Annotated in this window: 18 protein-coding genes; 10 read left to right on the forward strand and 8 right to left on the reverse strand. The window is 35.2% G+C overall.

Going from position 1 to position 18927, the window contains the following annotated elements; translation table 11 throughout:
- Window positions 1–1059: 1059 nt before the first annotated feature.
- The gene (gene lexA / locus ACFINC_RS04305; protein WP_375606879.1) at window positions 1060–1764 is read left to right on the forward strand and encodes a transcriptional repressor LexA; all 705 of its coding nucleotides are present in this window, start codon (window positions 1060–1062) and stop codon (window positions 1762–1764) included.
- 485 nt (window positions 1765–2249) lie between these two features.
- On the forward strand, window positions 2250–3563 hold the full coding sequence (gene rimO, locus ACFINC_RS04310; protein WP_375616252.1) for a 30S ribosomal protein S12 methylthiotransferase RimO: 1314 nt from the start codon (window positions 2250–2252) through the stop codon (window positions 3561–3563).
- Between the two features lie 954 nt (window positions 3564–4517).
- On the opposite strand, the gene ttcA is transcribed toward rimO, so the two are convergent.
- From ttcA to ACFINC_RS04330, 4 genes are all read right to left on the reverse strand, one after another.
- Window positions 4518–5393: a tRNA 2-thiocytidine(32) synthetase TtcA gene (ttcA, locus tag ACFINC_RS04315; protein ID WP_375616253.1), complete on the reverse strand. Its 876-nt coding sequence runs from the start codon at window positions 5391–5393 to the stop codon at window positions 4518–4520.
- Window positions 5394–5658: 265 nt separating this feature from the next.
- Window positions 5659–6276: a 30S ribosomal protein S4 gene (gene rpsD, locus ACFINC_RS04320; protein WP_375606882.1), complete on the reverse strand. Its 618-nt coding sequence runs from the start codon at window positions 6274–6276 to the stop codon at window positions 5659–5661.
- 170 nt (window positions 6277–6446) lie between these two features.
- Window positions 6447–7274 (reverse strand): glutamate racemase, encoded by an 828-nt coding sequence (gene murI, locus ACFINC_RS04325; RefSeq protein WP_375616254.1) that lies wholly within the window; start codon window positions 7272–7274, stop codon window positions 6447–6449.
- Window positions 7267–8103 carry an RNA methyltransferase gene (locus ACFINC_RS04330; RefSeq protein WP_375616255.1) on the reverse strand — a complete coding sequence of 279 codons (837 nt, stop codon included), beginning with the start codon at window positions 8101–8103 and terminating at the stop codon, window positions 7267–7269. The genes murI and ACFINC_RS04330 overlap by 8 nt, the downstream gene beginning before the upstream one ends.
- A gap of 248 nt (window positions 8104–8351) precedes the next feature.
- Between ACFINC_RS04330 and sfsA the strand changes: the two genes are divergently transcribed.
- The 3 genes from sfsA to radC are packed head-to-tail and all read left to right on the forward strand — an operon-like array spanning window position 8352 to window position 10703.
- Complete coding sequence (sfsA, locus tag ACFINC_RS04335; protein WP_375616256.1) at window positions 8352–9068, forward strand: DNA/RNA nuclease SfsA; 717 nt, start codon at window positions 8352–8354, stop codon at window positions 9066–9068.
- Window positions 9061–9891: a type I methionyl aminopeptidase gene (gene map / locus ACFINC_RS04340; RefSeq protein WP_375616257.1), complete on the forward strand. Its 831-nt coding sequence runs from the start codon at window positions 9061–9063 to the stop codon at window positions 9889–9891. Before sfsA ends, map begins: the two co-directional genes overlap by 8 nt.
- Window positions 9892–9908: 17 nt before the next feature.
- The gene (gene radC, locus ACFINC_RS04345; protein ID WP_375606887.1) at window positions 9909–10703 is read left to right on the forward strand and encodes a DNA repair protein RadC; all 795 of its coding nucleotides are present in this window, start codon (window positions 9909–9911) and stop codon (window positions 10701–10703) included.
- A 45-nt stretch (window positions 10704–10748) separates the two neighbouring features.
- Here radC and ACFINC_RS04350 read toward each other — a convergent pair whose 3' ends face one another.
- The 4 genes from ACFINC_RS04350 to ACFINC_RS04365 form a co-directional block, all read right to left on the reverse strand.
- Window positions 10749–10961, reverse strand: a complete 213-nt coding sequence (locus ACFINC_RS04350; protein WP_375606888.1) for a DUF3126 family protein — start codon at window positions 10959–10961, stop codon at window positions 10749–10751.
- A 608-nt stretch (window positions 10962–11569) separates the two neighbouring features.
- Complete coding sequence (locus tag ACFINC_RS04355; RefSeq protein ID WP_375616258.1) at window positions 11570–12343, reverse strand: alpha/beta fold hydrolase; 774 nt, start codon at window positions 12341–12343, stop codon at window positions 11570–11572.
- Window positions 12340–12852 carry a DUF192 domain-containing protein gene (locus ACFINC_RS04360; RefSeq protein ID WP_375616259.1) on the reverse strand — a complete coding sequence of 171 codons (513 nt, stop codon included), beginning with the start codon at window positions 12850–12852 and terminating at the stop codon, window positions 12340–12342. The genes ACFINC_RS04355 and ACFINC_RS04360 overlap by 4 nt, the downstream gene beginning before the upstream one ends.
- A gap of 260 nt (window positions 12853–13112) precedes the next feature.
- Window positions 13113–13688, reverse strand: a complete 576-nt coding sequence (locus ACFINC_RS04365; protein ID WP_375606891.1) for a cold-shock protein — start codon at window positions 13686–13688, stop codon at window positions 13113–13115.
- Between the two features lie 324 nt (window positions 13689–14012).
- Between ACFINC_RS04365 and ACFINC_RS04370 the strand changes: the two genes are divergently transcribed.
- The 5 genes from ACFINC_RS04370 (at window position 14013) to ACFINC_RS04390 (ending at window position 18882) form a co-directional block, all read left to right on the forward strand.
- The gene (locus tag ACFINC_RS04370) at window positions 14013–15146 is read left to right on the forward strand and encodes an ABC transporter substrate-binding protein (RefSeq protein WP_375616260.1); all 1134 of its coding nucleotides are present in this window, start codon (window positions 14013–14015) and stop codon (window positions 15144–15146) included.
- A gap of 113 nt (window positions 15147–15259) precedes the next feature.
- Window positions 15260–16336, forward strand: a complete 1077-nt coding sequence (locus ACFINC_RS04375) for a branched-chain amino acid ABC transporter permease (RefSeq protein ID WP_375606893.1) — start codon at window positions 15260–15262, stop codon at window positions 16334–16336.
- Entirely contained in the window at window positions 16336–17406 is a 1071-nt protein-coding gene (locus tag ACFINC_RS04380) for a branched-chain amino acid ABC transporter permease (protein WP_375616261.1), read from the forward strand. The genes ACFINC_RS04375 and ACFINC_RS04380 overlap by 1 nt, the downstream gene beginning before the upstream one ends.
- Window positions 17403–18185 (forward strand): ABC transporter ATP-binding protein, encoded by a 783-nt coding sequence (locus tag ACFINC_RS04385; protein WP_375616262.1) that lies wholly within the window; start codon window positions 17403–17405, stop codon window positions 18183–18185. The genes ACFINC_RS04380 and ACFINC_RS04385 overlap by 4 nt, the downstream gene beginning before the upstream one ends.
- Complete coding sequence (locus ACFINC_RS04390; RefSeq protein ID WP_375616263.1) at window positions 18172–18882, forward strand: ABC transporter ATP-binding protein; 711 nt, start codon at window positions 18172–18174, stop codon at window positions 18880–18882. Before ACFINC_RS04385 ends, ACFINC_RS04390 begins: the two co-directional genes overlap by 14 nt.
- Window positions 18883–18927 lie beyond the last annotated feature (45 nt).

Genomic DNA, 18927 nt, shown 5'->3' on the forward strand with positions numbered 1-18927 from the left:
AAAAATATTTCATGGATTCGAAACGCTAAAATTATGAGAAATCCGCAAGCTTCTCCCTCATACATATGAGCTGTTGAGCATAATGAGTAAAGCAAAAATACTTCTCGCTATAGATCGTATATCATTTTTATATCGTTACATTTTCTTTTCCAATTTTCAAATATGAATACAGTTTTATAATACAAAATATTGGTCTATAATAATTTATCGTTTTATGTATTGAATAAGGGATCTGAATACCTTTGAGATTTTATTATTTCAAATCCCTTTATATTGAAACAATCAAAATCATTTGCTCGACCAATAAAAGTGAGGGAATAAAACTATATAAAAAAAGAAATGAAAATGATTCTTATGCCTTCTTTCAATAACTAAAAATTATCGAAACATTAAGGGGATAGCAAAATAGTATGATAGTGTCAGCACGTTTGATATAAAAATGCGGCAACCCAATAGATTTTATATTATTCATCACAAAATCTTGATGAAAGCAAGCACATCGAGAGATATCATTTTTTTAATGTACCAATGAGCAACAATAGCATTCTGAGGGTATAACTTTTATTCATACACAATGGCTATATAATGAAAGCCAATTTATTCTATAAAATAAAGCAGACATAATAATACAAAATGATTCTCGATACACATTGAGTGATCCATTCTATTATTGACAATAATGCCTTCTAATTCACTTTTTATATCAGAAATTACAAGATACGTATATATATTTTTAAAAGAGAAAGATACCACTGATCATAAACTTTAGTGTCGAATAATTCAGTTTATTTCAGAGCTATAAAATATTTTTATATATGATGTAATATTAATGTATTTATATAATATATAAATAATGTTTTAATAATGTTATTAAAGAAATAATTTTATATTTATAATACATTAAATATAAATATAAATAAACATATTAACTTATTAAATTCACTTATAAGATCAAAAATAAAGCAAATAATTTTTATTTAGCAAAAAAAACTTGTAGAATTATTATGTATACACGTATTTTTACTTTATTCCTTTTTATTATTTTGATTGGAACATTGAATGCTGACATGTAAACAATATGAGTTACTCTTGTTTATTCACAATCATATAAAAGAAACAGGGGTTTCTCCTTCTTTTGAAGAAATGAAAAACGCATTAGAACTTTCTTCAAAGTCTGGTATTCATAAGCTTATTATAGCTTTAGAACAAAGAGGTTTTATACGTCGTTTGCCCAATCGTGCGCGTGCAATGGAGGTGATTCGACTCCCTGAGAAAATAACATTCAATCTTTCTTTAGCACGTAAGATTTCTCCCAGTATGATAGAAAAAAATAAAAGAGAAATATCAAAAAACTTGAGTAATTTTGAGGTAGAAGAAAAAAAAAATACCACCATTCCCATTATGGGACGCATTTCTGCAAGCGTTCCTGCTTCTGCTATACTGCAACAAACAAGCACACTTTCTCTTCCACACGATATGGTTAATACAGGTGAGCACTATGCACTAGAAGTTAAAGATAATTCTATGGTGGAAGCTGGTATCCTTGATAAAGATACGATCATTGTGAAACGCCAAAATACAGCAATATCAGGTGAAATTATTGTCGCGTTTATTGATAAAAAAGAGGCAACATTAAAACGTTATCGACGCAAAGGAGCCTCTATTGCATTAGAAGCTGCGAATCCTCACTATGAAGTACGTACATACAAATCCGAGCGTGTAGAGATACAAGGCAAGCTTACTGGACTTATTCGTAAATATTAAATAACAATCGCATTTTATAGTATGCTATACATACGCCAATAAAATACAGTAAAAAAACCGTTGGATATTTTTAATATTGTGCCACAAGAAATTGATTTTCTTCTCACTCCTCAAAAGACATCCTCCCCCAATCTGATCTGTGAATAATTCAGATTCTTGTTGAATGAATTTTCTTTTTTCCCTTCCCTTTTACGCGCTTCACTTACGCAAGGCTTGATAAGTAAGCTTAGAAATATTCATCACACGCTCTAAAGTACTGAATGTTTTAAGGAGTTTGCTTTTTATATCATCGCTCTCAACGATGGTATTTTACAGTATAATAAGATAAAATCATATGCATACATAAAATCACGTAAAATATTGTAGAAAAAAATCAAATAAATTTGTAACAGATTGTATTGCATATGTATAAAAATAAAGAACATTTTTTCTTTTTAAGCCAATAAAAGAGTCATTCAATTGTTCATAGTCATTATAGGATTATTATGGTCGCACCTCGTATTAGTTTTGTCTCCCTCGGATGTCCAAAAGCACTCGTAGATTCTGAGCGAATTATCACAAGCCTCCGCTCTGAGGGATATGAAATTTCACATAAACATCAAGGAGCTGATGTTGTTATTGTAAATACCTGTGGTTTCCTTGACTCTGCCAGAAAAGAATCATTAGCCAATATTGATGAAGCTCTCAAAAAAAATGGAAAAGTTATTGTAACTGGGTGTCTTGGTGCTGATCCTGATGTTATTCGCCAAGCATACCCTAATGTATTGGCCATTACCGGACCACAAGCTTATGAAAACGTTATACAAGCTGTTCATACAGCAATTCCTCCCGTTCATGATCCTTTTCTTGATTTAGTTCCTCCCCAAGGTATTCGTTTAACCCCTCGCCATTATGCCTACTTAAAGATTTCTGAAGGATGCTCTAACCGGTGTAGTTTTTGTATCATCCCTACGCTGCGTGGTGATCTCACTTCACGCCCCATCAGTGATGTTCTTCGCGAAGCTGAAAAACTCGTACAAGCGGGCGTAAAAGAACTTTTGGTTATTTCACAAGATACCAGTGCTTATGGCATTGATCTTAAATATCTCGAGAATTCTTGGAAAGACCGCACGATCAAAACAAAATTTTTTGACCTTTGTCATGAACTAGGCGATATGGGTATTTGGGTACGTATGCATTACGTTTACCCTTATCCCCATGTTGATGACGTTATCGAACTTATGGCTGCAAAAAAAATTCTCCCTTATCTGGATATACCTTTTCAGCATGCATCACCGGCTGTTTTGCGTCACATGAAGCGTCCTGCACTTATGGAAAAAACAAATCGTAGAATTGAAAAGTGGCGAAAAATATGCCCAGATCTTGCTTTGCGATCGACATTTATTGTTGGTTTTCCTGGTGAAACGAACGAAGATTTTAATATACTCCTAGAATGGCTAGAAGAAGTAAAAATTGAACGAGCTGGGTGCTTTAAATATGAAGAGGTAAAAGGAGCAGTTGCCAATAATTTGGGGTTAGAAAATATTCCTGAAGACGTGAAAGAAAACCGCTGGCATCGTTTTATGGCAAAACAACAACAAATTTCTACACATCTTTTAAAGAAAAAAATTGGAAAAAGACTCCAAGTGCTTATCGATGAAAGTCAAGGAAAAGTTGCTAAAGGACGTAGTCAATATGATGCTCCAGAAATAGATGGTGCTGTCCATATATCATCACGACGTCCACTGCGTGTGGGTGAATTTGTCACTGTTAAAATTGAACAATCGGATGCCTATGACCTTTATGGCATAGCCGTTTAACAATTGAACGCTTTCTAGTCTCTAAATGACGAAGCTTCCTATCAAAGTCGATTTATAAAAAAGTGACTTCTCACAATGAGCCGTGTTCGAAGTGTGTGATGCACTTCATGAGAATTTACAGGAAATCCCTGCCTTGAATACTCGCTATACATTCTAAAAATGTAATATCAGATTTATATATTCTCTTAGTGCTCCACCCTAAATGATAGGGTTTTATAGCACAACAGGATAAAATAAAATCCCTAAAGATTGCCCCATATTTAATTAATAAAAGAATAAACTGATAATCATACTATTTTCCTGTTTTCAAATTTCAACAGTCATTGGTTTATGAAAGAAGTTTTTTTTCAATTGTGTTTTATACACACAAAAATACCACTTGTGATATGCAAGGAAATGTTTATGGATGTAATATAAGAAAATTTGAAATAAAATAATCTTATAGTTAAATTGCAAAACAATAAATTATCGTATTGTCTATGCTGCTGAGGAAGATATGGAAAAATTTTCTCAAGCAATGCAATTGCCGATTATTCTTTATAAAGCAATATATTGATTTATAATGATAATTCACTGTTTTGTATGTTGAATGATAGTCCAGAATATCGTAAGATTATCTCATTTTAGACCTGTTTATATTGAATCAATAAAAATCATTCGTTTGCACGTTACAAGCGGGATGAATGTGTGGATAAAAATTGTTAAAGAAAGGAGCTTTTATGAATCGTCTTAAGTGCTAAGGGCTGTCGCAACATCTACGAGCTGGTAAAATGAGTGATGGTGCCCAGCTTACTCCTTCATAAACGTAAAGATGGGAGTGCTTAATGGACTTTACAGTATATCCTTCATGGACGCGGTCGTGAAATGGGCTTAGATGCTCTTTGAGAGATGTCTCTTTAAGGAAGCGCCTTATTTCAAAATCTTTAAACTTATTTTTAGAGCATCTAATTTTTATTAACACGCTTTAAAGTTAAAGAATTTCTTATCAAGCAAATGACTTGGACGTACATTTGTTAAAGCGCGAATCATCGTATCTTTACGTCCTGGCATTTGTCTTTCTATATTTTTCAGCATTTCTTTCATTGCATTACGTTGTAAACCATCTTGACTACCGCAAAGATTACAAGGAATAATCGGAAACTGCATTGCTTGAGAAAATTTTTCCATATCTTCCTCAGCAGCATAAACAAGAGGACGTAACACAAAAAGATCTCCTTCATCATTTTTAAGTTTTCCAGGCATGGCAGCTAATCGACCACCGTGAAACAAATTCATAAAAAATGTTTCTAAGACATCATCACGATGATGACCTAAAACTAATGCAGAACATCCCTCTTCGCGTGCAATACGATAGAGATTACCACGTCGTAATCGAGAACAAAGTGAACAATATGTCTGCGACTCTGCCAATTTATCTGTAACAATGGAATAAGTATCCTGATATTCAATACGATATGGAATTTTATAAGAACTTAAAAAGTCTGGAAGAATATGTTTCGGGAATCCTGGTTGCCCTTGATCAAGATTACAGGCAAGAATTTCAATGGATAAAAGACCTCGCCACTTTAAGTCTAAAAGAAGCGCTAATAAACCATAAGAGTCTTTTCCACCGGATAAAGCAACAAGCCATTTTTTTCCTGTAGAGAGCATAGAAAAATCATCCAAAGCTTGTCGCATATGACGTAAAAGTCGTTTGCGTAATTTATTAAATTCTACGCTTGAAGGAGCAATACGAAACATTGGGTGACAATTATCTGCTTCTTTTTCCAAAGGATCATCTCTCCCTTCGTTTTCTTCTATTGCCTGATATTCAACTGAAACATCATTCATAATACCATATCCTGCACAATAAACAGCTCGTTTTGCAAAGATAAAAAAATATTAAAGCAAGCTTACATTCATGTTTTTTGAATTTATAAATTAGATACACAAAAAAGAAATGGAACTATATAAGTTATATCGCTATAAAATATAGCAATAAACTTATATAGAACCATTTACAGAAAGCCCCCATTAACTTCAAAGATTATAAAAATAACACAATACTTTGAAGTTATAATAATAGAAGAGAGAAACAATTTCTCTTACAGAAAAATTATCGAGAATAAAATTCAACAACCAAATTAGGTTCCATTTGCACAGCATAAGGAACATCTGCAAAAGCAGGAATACGTGTAAATGTTGCTTTCATCTGTTTATGATCTGCTTCAATATAATCAGGAACGTCACGCTCTGCCAATTGTACTGCTTCTAAAACTAAAACAAGTTGTTTTGATTTTTCCCGAACCTCAATAACATCACCAGGCTTACAACGATAAGATTGAATATTTGTACGCCGCCCATTTACGTTAACATGACCGTGGTTGATAAATTGACGAGAAGCAAAAATTGTAGGTACAAATTTTGCACGATAGACGACAGCATCCAAACGTGACTCTAACAGACCGATAAGATTTTCACCAGTATCACCCCGTCGACGAGCGGCTTCTTCATAAGTTTTATGAAATTGCTTTTCTGAAATATCTCCATAAAACCCTTTCAGCTTTTGTTTAGCGCGCAACTGCACCCCATAGTCAGAAAGTTTTCCTTTACGACGCTGTCCATGCTGACCTGGACCATAATCACGACGATTGACGGGAGATTTTGGACGACCCCAAATATTTTCTCCCATACGACGGTCAATTTTATACTTTGTTGTTTCGCGTTTACTCATCGCATTTCCTTTAAAATAAAACACGAGATCTTAAGACCCCAAGGAAACGCGCCCTCCTCTGCCTTTAAATGCTAAAGACTGACAGAATACCTTAACATATCAATATGCAAAGTTATCCACGGGACACGTCAATTAATGCCATTTTCTTGAAAGAAAAAGCTGGAATAGCTTTATTGATCTCGTATCCCAAAGTCAACTCTTTTCATGAGTTTTAAGCCAAATCCTTTTAATAAACGCTCCGTTGAAGAAGTGACCTTTTTTGATGTTAGCAATACAAAATCTTGAGATTTCTTTACAGGTTGCTGCTGTATTTTTTCCGACAATGGCAATAATGATCTGGTATGTTTAGCGATAGCTTTTGCTGGATCAATCCATTTAACGGACCATAAAGCTTGTTCACGAAAGAAGCTAATCAAAAAAGGATAATGTGTGCAGGCTAAAACAATAATATCAGTATATTTGCCATTTTTTTCCACAAAACATGGAAGGATTTCTTTCTTTATCTCTTTCGAATCGATAGATTTTCCCCGTAAATAATTTTCAGCAAATCCAGCAAGCTTTTCACTTCCCACAAGCTGAACATGACACTGTCCAGCAAAAGAGTTGATTAATTCATTTGTATAAGCACGTTTAACTGTTCCAGGGGTTGCTAATACGGAAATAAAACCAGATTTCGTCTGTTCAGCAGCTAATTTAATTGCAGGAACCGTTCCTACAAAAGGAACATGAGGAAAATTTTGTCGTAAATCTGCCATCATCAGTGTAGAAACAGTATTGCAAGCAATGACACATAAGGCGGGATTATAACGTGTTAAAAGATTTGTAAAAATCTTTAAAATATGGTCTTTCAAAATATTTTCTTCCCAATTGCCATAAGGGAATCCCGCATCATCAGCCACATAAATAAATTGCCTTTCAGGGATGAGAACACGCACTTCCCTTAAGACAGTTAAACCACCAATACCACTATCAAAAAAAAGAACAGGCCGTTCATCCATCAGTTTTCACACTTGTTTGTAATTTTTTACGATCGCGCTCTTTAGGTGCTCCACTCCCCCTTGGATATTGTGGTGAAAAATAATCCAGTGAAGATATAACGCCCCGCAATAAACGAACCTCAGGTTCACTAAAGTTAGCGCGCGTAAAAACAGAGCGTAAATTTGCAAGCATCACTTCTTTGCGTTCTGGGGGTCTAAAATACCCACGAATATCCAAAGCCTCTTCTAACTGAGATAAAAAACCATGAAATATTGTTTTATTTGCAGGTTCCATCTCTGCGGCACGAAATGCCGTATCGCTGACATTCTCTAGACCTGTTTTCATCCATTCGTAAGACATTAAAAGAACCGCTTGCGCGATATTGAGAGATGCAAAAGCAGGATTAACTGGAAAAGTGATGATTTCATCAACAAGGCTGATTTCATCATTTTCTAGTCCCCATCTCTCTCTTCCAAAGATAATACCTGTCTTATGTCCGATACTTTCACGCTGACGTAATACGCTTGCTGCTTCGACAGCACTTTTTACAGTTTTAAATCCACATCTTTCACGCGCTGTTGTGGCAAAAACATAGTGTAAATCTGCAATTGAATCACGCAATGTGTCAAAAATCACAGCGTTGTTAATGACATGATCAGCTTTACTTGCAGCAGCTCTAGCTTTTTCATTTGGAAATATTTCTCGAGGATTGACTAATCGAAGCTTAGAAAGCCCAAAATTTGCCATTGCCCTTGCGACCATACCAATATTTTCAGGAAGCTGCGGTTCAACTAAAATAATAACGGGACCATTTGTTAAATTTTCACGATTCTTATTCGTTCCAGCCATCAACACTCCCTAATTTCACTTAACTTATGCTCCATTCGCTGTTTTTTAAACGCAATCTTCTTCAAAGTACACCAATGCTTGTTAATAATAAATTTTAAAAGCCATTCAAAATAGACTATGGAGTTTATACAATTTATATAATATATCGTAACGTTTTTTACATTAATTTTATCTTGTTTAGTAGGTGACAACTCCTACCAGTCATAATCTCAGTTGAATTATGAAATCATAAATCCTAAAAAAGGAATATGTATTTTATTCCCAAACTTTTTCCTGCAAAGCTTATCCGTCGTTATAAACGTTTTCTTGCGGATGTTAAACAAGATGATCAACATGTTTTCACCGTGTCGGTTCCTAATACAGGATCAATGCTTGGATTAACAGCTTCCAACTCCAATATTTGGCTTTCATATCATAACAACACCAAGCGAAAATATGCCTATCAATTAGAAATTGTTGAAACCGATAATACTTTGGTTGGCATTAATACCACTTTACCCAATAAACTTGCACTAGAAGCAATTCAAAATGAATTACTACCAGAATTAAGTGGGTATAAAACAATTTTAAAAGAACAACGCTATGGGACACAATCACGAATTGACTTTCTTTTACGTGATGACATTCTTCCTGATTGTTACCTAGAAGTCAAAAATGTTCATTTTATTCGTCAGAAAGGATTAGCAGAATTTCCTGATAGCGAAACAAAACGTGGTGCACGTCACCTTGATGAGCTCATAGGAGTTGTACAACAAGGAAAACGAGCAGCTATGCTTTATATTATTCAACGAGAAGATTGCTCAGCTTTTACAATTTGTCATGATCTTGATCCACTCTATGGACGTAAGTTTGATTTAGCATTAAAATCAGGAGTAGAATGTTATGCTGTAAAGTGTCATGTAAGTGTAGAAGGCATTTTTCCGATTCAAAGAGTAAAAATAGAAAACAGAAGAAACAATGACTGAGTATATTGAATATAATGAAATACCTTTAAAATTTAATGGGAAAATTCGCATTTTTGATGATTATGCTTTTGCAAAAATGCGTGAAGTTGGTCGTATTGCTGCAGAATGCCTTGATGCGCTTACGGATATTATTAAGCCAGGCGTTACTACGCAAGAAATTGATGATTTTGTATTCATTTTTGGTGCTAAGCGAGGAGCTCTTCCTGCTGATTTAAATTATCATGGATACAGCCATTCATGCTGTACATCTATCAATCACGTTGTTTGTCATGGTATTCCCAATAAAAGACCCTTGCAAGAAGGCGATATTGTGAATGTTGATGTAACCTTTATCCTTGATGGTTGGCATGGAGATTCAAGTCGAATGTATCCTGTTGGAAAAATCAGACGTGCTGCAGAACGCCTTTTACAAATAACCTATGAAAGTCTTATGAAAGGAATTGCTGTTGTTAAGCCTGGAGCAACCACAGGTGATATTGGTGCTGCTATTCAACAGTATGCAGAATCTGAACGGTGCTCAATTGTGAGAGATTTTTGTGGACATGGTATCGGTCAGCTTTTTCATGATGCACCCAATATCCTCCATTATGGAAACCCTGGAGAAGGAGTCGAATTAAAACAAGGTATGATGTTTACAATTGAGCCTATGATTAACCTTGGTAAGCCACAAGTTAAGATTTTATCTGATGGTTGGACTGCCGTTACCCGCGACCGCTCTTTGACAGCACAATATGAACATACAATTGGTGTCACAAATGAGGGGTATGAAATATTTACACAATCTCCTAAAAATATTTTTTATATTCCCAATTCGTATACCTAATGCACTGTAGAGATGTTATGGCTAAAAAATTAAATCAAAAGGAAGATATTCAAAGTAATCACTTTGCATTAACATCAAGTTTTCCACTCATCCCAGTATCTGAAAGAAAAAGTAAAGAGCCTGAGAAAAATACACAGCTTCATAAACATTATCAAGGACATCGTGAACGTCTTCGGAAACGCTATTTAAAGTCAAAAGGAAATGCAATTGAAGATTATGAATATCTTGAATTATTGCTTTTTCGCACAATCCCCCGCGCAAATACAAAACCCATAGCTAAAAATTTGATAGCACGTTTTGGTTCATTAGCTGATGTATTGGGAGCTGATATTCACCGGCTTCAAGAAGTTCAAGGATGTGGTCCCGCAACTGCAATTGATTTAAAAATTATCTCAGATGTTGCTGGACGTCTTGCTCGTGCACAATTATTTAAACGCGATATTTTTTCATCATGGGATAAAGTGTTAGCTTATTGTAAAGCTGTTATGGCTCACGAAACCCGTGAACAATTTCGTATTTTATTTCTTGATAAGAAAAACGGCTTACTTGCTGATGAGGTGCAACAAACTGGAACTATTGATCATACCCCTGTTTATCCTCGTGAAGTTATTTCTCGAGCTTTAGAGTTATCCGCATCAGGATTGATTTTAGTCCACAATCACCCTTCTGGCGATTCCACACCATCTGACGCAGATATAACAATGACATACAGATTAAAAGACGCAGCAAATGCATTAGGCATTACTATCCACGATCACCTTATTATCGCACGAAATAACCACACGAGCTTTAAAGCATTAAAGCTTATATAAACCTTATAGGATGAAAAAAGGCTTCATTCAACGATGAATAACGAATCAATTTTCTAAATCAATATCTAATATAGCCATTGAAAAATTATAGGACAGCTCATCTTCATCTTCATCTCGATAAATAATACCTAAAAACTCATCCCCCATATAAACCTCACAAGAATCATCCTTCTTAGGCCGTGCTTTGACGTGCAATGCTGAGTTTTGGAATATATTTTTTAAATAATTATTAAGTTTTTTTATTTCATCAGCATTCACTATACTCTCCTATTTTTTGAGACAATTAAAGCAATTGCGTGTCATGCAAATAAGACACACCTATGATTCTATAAAGTTAGTAAAAAAGCTTAATCTGAATATTCACTTAATATTACATATATTTACACTGCTTTTTATACATTCATAAAAAACTTCTACAAAAGGAATCCTCATTATTAAATATACCCGTATAAATTAAAAAACGGCAGAAAATTGTATATTTTTAATAATTTTACTTTATTTCTAATTTTAGCATCTGCATTTACAGATTCCTATTCGGGAGAAAAATTGATCAACCATTTATAGTTTTGTTCCTTCTATAAAAAATTCAAAGAACAATACTTTTTTATTTAAAGCTACATTTTTTAGCAAAAAACATTATTATATCATTAAAAAATAATTCTTTTTAACGACTTTTTAAAGTAGATATTGTCTAACCTTAGAAGAATTACATCTCTAAAAAATATACAAAATAAGCTAATAAGAGTTCATTTTTCTCTCCATTTTTATAAGAATTTATTTCACAATGGGAAATTTTTAAATAAGCTTTCAGTTTATATAGAAGAATATTAGGTATTTTTGTAAATACTAAAATCTATGAAGAATGCTTATTTTATAGGATAACGAGAAAGAAAATCGATAACTCCTTTTTTATAAACTTTATCGCCTACAGCAAGCATATGATCACGATCAGGAATTAATAAAGCTTCACCACAAGGCAACAAAGCTGCTAATGGCTCTGCAGCGCCACCAATTTCATCTAATGAACCAACGGCAACAAGTGCAGGTTGTTCGATTTTGTAAATTTCAGATGCCGTTAACTCCTGTTTTGATGTGCTAATACAAGCAGCCAGAGCACGTCTATCGCTTTTCGTTTGATCAGCAAATTTACGGAACATTAAACCGCGCGTATTGGTAATGGTAGAAATATCTTCCGCTAGAAGAGCTTCAGCCACAGGCTCCCAATTTCCTGCTCCCGTTATCATACCAATACCTAAACCACCAAAAATAACGCTGTTCACATATGTTGGATGCAAAAGAGCCATAAAAGCACTAATACGAGCTCCCATAGAATATCCCATAACATGAGCTTTAGATAACTCTAAATGCTGTAGTAACTTTATCGCATCACCAGCCATAGCTTGAGGTGTATAAAAAGCAGGATCATAACTTTTAACTGAATCTCCGTGACCGCGATTATCAAGAGCAATAACACGATATCCTGCTTCCGTGAGAATACGAAACCAACCTGTTGCATACCAATTCACCCGTGCAGAAGATCCAAAACCATGGATCAACAAAACAGGAGCGCCTTGTCCTTCTTCTCGATAAGCAAATCGCAAACCATCATATTCAAAAAAACGAATATTTTCAGCTGTCATTTTTTATTGCACTTTCCACAAAGTACAGGATGAATAACACGTTGCCCTTTTTGTATCTGTTTTTCAGAAACTTCACCAGCATTAATTTCAAGTGCAAAAGCTGCAGGAACTCCTGATGAAATAGTGTTTGTTGAAAATGGAGAAGTATTTTCAATAATCGATACAATAATTCCCTCAGAGTTTAAAAAAATCATATCTAAAGGTAAAGGTGTATTTGCCATCCACATAAAAAACTTCTGCTCATCTCCCGATGGATAACTTTTTTGCTGCTTAAAGAGCATTGCACGATCGCGTGGAAAATCAGTCCGATACATTAAACCAGCTGCTGCTTGAGATGGTGTAAAAGCAAGCTCTACCTTATAATAAATCGCACCTTGCTTTGTATGTATTTCTAAAGGAATTGGATGAACGGGAATCTCGATGGGCTTCTTTGCTAAAACAACATGCACGTTTAACATAAAAAGTATCGCCAATAAAACGACATGCTCTTTTTTAAAAGGCTTTAACATTCTTGTCTCCACCACAGAAAAATTTCAAACTTTGTTTCTAAAATAAAAAGTGCTAAAAAATCAAAAAAAGAGAGCTGTTTCCTTGTTTTTCTCTCTTTTTTCTCAACTCAATAGGAGCAATTTTTCCATTTGGTTTATCGATTCACGAGAGTCATATTTTCTTGAAATATATTTACCTCTCTAGCTTTTTATGCAATAATCACCTTTAAAAAACACAGAAAACCTACTGATTTTATTAGTGAAATTCAATGTGTAATAATTTAATGCGTAGAAAAAGGAATACCTATATCTGGATAAATCTCTGCTGTCATTAAACCTTTTTCCCCTTTTCCAAAACGCACAAGAACAACTTGGCCCGAACGAAGCTCTGCTAAACCAAAACGGCGCAACGTCTCCATATGAATAAAAATATCTTCTGTTCCTTGTCCACGGCTAAGAAAACCGAAACCTTTATCACGATTAAACCATTTAACGATTGCACGTTCTAGGCCACTTTCTGGAGTAACAACAACATGGGTGCGGGCTGGAACTTCTGATGGGTGAACAGCTGAAGAACAATCTATGGATTTCACCTGAACGCATTTTAACCCTCGTTCAGTTTTTTCCACAGCACAAATAACTTTAGCTCCTTCCATCGCTGTTTGAAAACCATCCCGTCGCATTACCGTAACATGCAATAATATATCGGGAAAATGAGGTAAATCAGGTACAATAAATCCATACCCCTTACTACCATCAAACCACTTAATGACACCACTTATTTCAATAATCTCTCCACAAGCACCTATACTCTCCTCAGATAGGGAACAATCCTTTAATGCATCCTTACTCGTCATAATAACGTGATCCTGTAGCTTTTATAAATTGTACGATATTGATTCTCTAAGTTTAAGTAAACATTGCTCTTGTACCAACACGCAAGTCCCAAGATAAGATTTCCCCATATTGTCGTATCTTCTATGTTAACATCAGCGAATATCAACATGAATATTTGTAAAACTATTTGATTGTACGCTTTATATATCTTACAAAGAATGCCCTACAAAAGAGATCATATAAAAGGTTTTTTACATAATGATATTTTCATTAATGTGTAACTTGCATGATGAAGAAGATCAATATAAGGTGCAAAAACGACAATTCAATTAAGGAAAATGCGCATGCAATTGAAAAAAATCCTTACAACAATCACGGCATTCATGGCATTTACAGCAAATGTGTATGCAAGTGAACCTATCAAAATTGGTGTTTATCTTCCATTAAGTGGTCAAAATGCATTTGGAGGTCAGCTTGAAATTAGAGGTATAGAATTAGCCCATAAAAAAGTTCCAGAAATTTTAGGCCGTAAAGTGGAACTTGTTATTATTGATAATAAGTCTGATAAAGTAGAAGCAGCTAATGCTGTGATGCGTTTAACAGCAAGTGAAAAAGTGAGTGGAATCATAGGGAGCTATGGCTCTTCGCTTTCGTTGGCAGGGGGTGAAATATCTGAAAAAGCAAAGACTCCAACCATTGCAACGTCCTCAACGAGTCCTCTTGTTACACAGGGTAAAAAATATTACTTTCGCGCTTGTTTTATTGATTCCTATCAAGGAGTAGGAATCGCAACTTATGTAAGCCAAACTTTACACGCAAAAAAAGCCGCTATCCTTAAAGATATTTCAAACGATTATGCTATTGGTCTTGCAAGTTATTTTACACGTGCTTTCAAAAAATTAGGTGGTGAAGTTATCTCAAATTTAAACTATAATTCCGGAGATCAGGATTTTTCAGCTGTTCTTACGCAAATTATTGCACAAAAACCTGATATTTTATTCATTCCATCTTATTTTTCTGAAGGTGCTATCATCATGAAACAAGCACGAGAATTAGGAGCGAAGTTTCAAATTATGGGTGGAGATGCTATGGATAATCCAGAAACCATTACGATTGCAGGAAAAGCGGCAGAAGGTTTCTTACATACAACACTTCCCTATAGTGAGGATATGCCAAATATGTCAGTAGCTGCGCAAGAATTCACAAAAGAATGGAGAAAAGCTTACCCTGACAAAGAGCCAAATATCAATTCTGTTTTGGGATACACGAGTTATATGATGTTTATGAAGGCTATTGAAAATGCAGGGAGCGCTGATCGTGAAAAAATTACTATCGCACTTAGCAAATTAAAAGATTTTCCAACCCCTTTTGGTGATATGTCCATGGATGAAAATCATAATCCTAAAATTCCTATTGGTATCATTAAAATACAGGATGGAAAACGTGTTTATTTAGAAGAAGTTAAACCTGCTTTTTAATTAAGAAGTTTTACTAATGAAAATACAAGAATTGGTTGAGAATCTTTTCTCAACCAAAGACTTAAAGGTTTCTTGTTGTCTTATGTAAATTAACAAATGTGGAAGGATGAGAGATGAGCACTGAAATGTTCATCCAGTATTTTTTTAATGCACTGGCATTGGGATCTCTTTATGGACTTATCGCTATTGGTTATACTATGGTCTACGGTATACTGAGACTCATTAATTTTGCTCACGGTGATATTTTTATGCTGGGAGCATATTTTGTTTTCTTTTCCACAATTGGCTTTATGCCTGCTTGGGCAGCACTTCTTCTTTTGTTCCTCGCTGCTCTTGTTTATTATTCGGTCTTTGTAGGGTTTAAAAGGCGTCCTCCAATTTATTGGATTGCTGTTTTTTTAATTCTTGCTTTAGGGTTTGTTTATTACTTTAAAATTTCTCCACAGGATTTCACTCCGATTTGGGTTTTAGCGCTTTGTTTTTCCATTTTTATTACAAGTGCAGTGGGTGTTACTGTTGATCAACTCGCCTATAAACCTCTACGTCATGCTCCACGTATCTCGGCATTGATCGGTGCAATCGGTGTTTCTTTTTTTATTGAAAATCTTGCTACTGTACTCTTTAGTGGTATTCCGAAAGGTGTAAAACAGCCAGATTTTCTTGTAACACCATTTTTATGGCATCTAGGATCAGACGCAGATGGTATCATTAGAATTGCTCCTATGTCTCTGATTGTTCCCGTTGTGTCATTAATTCTTATTGTATTACTGTTATGGATTATCCATAAAACGAAACCGGGTCTTGCTATGCGTGCAATCTCCCATGATATTGAAACGACGCGTTTGATGGGTGTATCTGTTAATAAAGTCATTGCATTTACATTTGGAATAGGCTCAGCACTTGCCGCTATATCAGGCATTATGTGGTCTTTGCGCTATCCTCAAATTCAGCCTTATATGGGTGTTCTTCCTGGCCTCAAAGCATTTATCGCTGCTGTTATCGGAGGGATTGGTTCGATACCAGGAGCAATGTTGGGAGGATTGTTATTAGGGTTTATTGAAATTATGATTATCGCATTTTTCCCCGCGCTATCTGGGTATCGAGATGCCTTCGCTTTCATTTTATTGATTCTGATTTTATTGATATTGCCCACAGGATTAATGGGTAAAAAAAGTCAGGAGAAAATCTAATGGCAAAGTCAGTGACAACTATTTTATCGTGTATAAGTGTTTTAGTTCTCATAGGTTTTTTATTTTATGCTGATAGCCATTTTAATGACTATACGCTTCGTATCATAAATCTGATTGCTATTAATGCGATACTGGCAATTTCGCTTAATTTGATTTATGGTTTTACAGGTATGTTTTCTCTTGGACATGCTGGCTTTATGGCTATTGGTGCTTATGTCTGCGCAATTTTACTGCTTTCTCCTGAACAAAAAGAGATGATGTGGATTCTTGAGCCTATCGCTGAACCATTGTATCATCTGCAATTACCTTTTTTTATTGCTGTTGTTGTAAGTGGTTTGTGTGCCGCAGTTGTAGGTTTATTGATTGCTTTGCCAATATTGCGTCTTGGTGGTGATTATCTTGGAATTGCAACATTGGGTTTTGCAGAAATTATTCGCATTGTCATTACAAATGCAACATCGCTCACAAATGGCTCTTTAGGAATCAAAGGAATACCTCAAAATGCAACATTATGGTGGAACTATGGTTGGTTAGCATTCACAGTTCTCTTTATTGTTCTCTTACTGCGAAGCAATACTGGTAATGTATTACGTGCTATTCGTGATGATGAAATAGCTGCGAAAACTATGGGAATTAACGCTTTTTTCTACCGTAGTTTTTCTTTTACTGTTGGAGCGTTTTTTGCAGGTATAGGTGGAGCATTAATGGCTGCTCTTATTTCAACCATTGATCCAAAAATGTTTAATTTTCTTCTCACTTTTAATATTTTGATGATTGTTGTTGCTGGTGGTTTGGGTTCAATTACAGGGAGTATTATTGGTAGCATTGTTATTACAGTTATGCTTGAATGGCTTCGTATTATTGAAAGTCCATTTGACTTAGGTTTTATACATATTCCAGAAACACCAGGACTTCGTATGGTTGTTTTTTCTCTTTTATTGCTGGTAATTATCTTGTTTTGGAGAAAAGGCTTGATGGGACAACGTGAATTCTCATGGAATGGAATTTATAGCTTTCTGATACGCAAACTGATACGCAAAAAACTTTCTAATACTGAGGGAAATCTATGAACGACACCATCCTTTCACTCAACGAGATCGTCATGCGTTTTGGCGGATTAGTTGCTGTAAATAATATTAATATGGCAATTAAACGAGGAAGTATTACTGGATTAATTGGTCCCAATGGTGCTGGAAAAACAACAGTTTTCAATATGATTTCGGGATTTTATGCCCCTACGAGCGGTATCATTCTTTTTGATGAGAAAAAAATTTCTGGAGCACCTCCTTATATTATCTGCAGACGCCATATCGCCCGAACATTTCAAAATATTCGTCTTTTTTCAGGGTTAACGGTTTTGCAAAATGTTATGGTGGGGGCGCATGTTCGACAAAAATATCCTTGGTTTTCTTCAGCTCTATTTTTTTCAAAAGCAATGAAAGAAAAAAAAGAAATTTATAAAAATTCCATGGAGCTTCTTGAACGGCTACAACTTGATCACCTTGCCAATCAATCGGCAACAGCTTTACCTTATGGTGTGCAGCGACGTCTAGAAATTGCACGTGCGTTAGCCACAAAGCCCAAATTGCTTCTTCTTGATGAACCTGTTGCTGGCATGAATCCACAAGAAAGCGAAGATCTTAAAGAATTTATAACAAAAGTGCAAAAAGACTTTGATCTTACAATTCTTCTTATCGAGCATGATATGAAAGTGGTTATGGGACTTTGCCAACATATTTTAGTCATGGAACATGGCTGTTGCATTGCCAATGGTACACCAGATGAAATTCGTAATAACCCTAAAGTTATTGAAGCTTATCTTGGCGGAGATGTGTATGGATATTCTTAAAATAAAAAATCTTCACGTTCATTATGGTGCCATTAAAGCTGTCCAAGATCTTTCTATGTCCATAAAAAAAGGAAGTATTGTCACTTTAATTGGCGCCAATGGTGCAGGAAAAAGCAGTATTGTACGTTCTATTACAGGACTTAATCGCTCAGTGTATGGGGAAATTACCTATAATGGCAAATCAATTATTAAAAAGTCACCAGAAGAGATTTTGCGTTTAGGGATTGCTCTCAGTCCTGAAGGGCGTCGTATTATGCCTCATCTCACTGTTTTAGAGAATCTCCATCTAGGTGCTTATATCCGTCATGATAAACAGGGAATTTCTCGTGATATTGAATGGATATTTGATCTTTTTCCACGCCTACGTGAAAGATCAAAACAGTTGGGAGGAACAATGTCAGGTGGGGAACAACAAATGGTTTCTGTAGGCCGCGCACTCATGAGCAATCCTGATATGGTCATATTAGATGAACCGTCGTTGGGATTAGCGCCCCTTCTCGTTCGGGAGATTTTTTCAATTATCCGAAAAATTAATGATATGGGAAAAACTGTTCTTCTTATTGAGCAAAATGCATTTGCTGCACTTTCCATAGCTGACTATGCTTATATTTTAGAGGTAGGGCATATTTTATTTCACGGTGAAGGTAAAGCTATGCTTTCTGATCCACGTGTTAAAGAAGCCTATCTTGGTGGATAAAGGCTACAAATTAAGGAAATAAAGTTCTCCCCTCCTCCTTTTTAA

This window comes from Bartonella sp. AP58NXGY (assembly GCF_042195785.1).
In the GTDB taxonomy this organism is placed as follows: Bacteria; Pseudomonadota; Alphaproteobacteria; order Rhizobiales; family Rhizobiaceae; genus Bartonella.

Coding starts and splice junctions, on each gene's coding strand:
- lexA (WP_375606879.1), top strand. CDS start 1,060: ATGCTGACATGTAAACAATATGAGTTACTCTTGTTTATTCACAATCAT.
- rimO (WP_375616252.1), top strand. CDS start 2,250: ATGGTCGCACCTCGTATTAGTTTTGTCTCCCTCGGATGTCCAAAAGCA.
- ttcA (WP_375616253.1), bottom strand. CDS start 5,393: ATGAATGATGTTTCAGTTGAATATCAGGCAATAGAAGAAAACGAAGGG.
- rpsD (WP_375606882.1), bottom strand. CDS start 6,276: ATGAGTAAACGCGAAACAACAAAGTATAAAATTGACCGTCGTATGGGA.
- murI (WP_375616254.1), bottom strand. CDS start 7,274: ATGGATGAACGGCCTGTTCTTTTTTTTGATAGTGGTATTGGTGGTTTA.
- ACFINC_RS04330 (WP_375616255.1), bottom strand. CDS start 8,103: ATGGCTGGAACGAATAAGAATCGTGAAAATTTAACAAATGGTCCCGTT.
- sfsA (WP_375616256.1), top strand. CDS start 8,352: ATGTATTTTATTCCCAAACTTTTTCCTGCAAAGCTTATCCGTCGTTAT.
- map (WP_375616257.1), top strand. CDS start 9,061: ATGACTGAGTATATTGAATATAATGAAATACCTTTAAAATTTAATGGG.
- radC (WP_375606887.1), top strand. CDS start 9,909: ATGGCTAAAAAATTAAATCAAAAGGAAGATATTCAAAGTAATCACTTT.
- ACFINC_RS04355 (WP_375616258.1), bottom strand. CDS start 12,343: ATGACAGCTGAAAATATTCGTTTTTTTGAATATGATGGTTTGCGATTT.
- ACFINC_RS04360 (WP_375616259.1), bottom strand. CDS start 12,852: ATGTTAAAGCCTTTTAAAAAAGAGCATGTCGTTTTATTGGCGATACTT.
- ACFINC_RS04365 (WP_375606891.1), bottom strand. CDS start 13,688: ATGACGAGTAAGGATGCATTAAAGGATTGTTCCCTATCTGAGGAGAGT.
- ACFINC_RS04370 (WP_375616260.1), top strand. CDS start 14,013: ATGCAATTGAAAAAAATCCTTACAACAATCACGGCATTCATGGCATTT.
- ACFINC_RS04375 (WP_375606893.1), top strand. CDS start 15,260: ATGAGCACTGAAATGTTCATCCAGTATTTTTTTAATGCACTGGCATTG.
- ACFINC_RS04380 (WP_375616261.1), top strand. CDS start 16,336: ATGGCAAAGTCAGTGACAACTATTTTATCGTGTATAAGTGTTTTAGTT.
- ACFINC_RS04385 (WP_375616262.1), top strand. CDS start 17,403: ATGAACGACACCATCCTTTCACTCAACGAGATCGTCATGCGTTTTGGC.
- ACFINC_RS04390 (WP_375616263.1), top strand. CDS start 18,172: ATGGATATTCTTAAAATAAAAAATCTTCACGTTCATTATGGTGCCATT.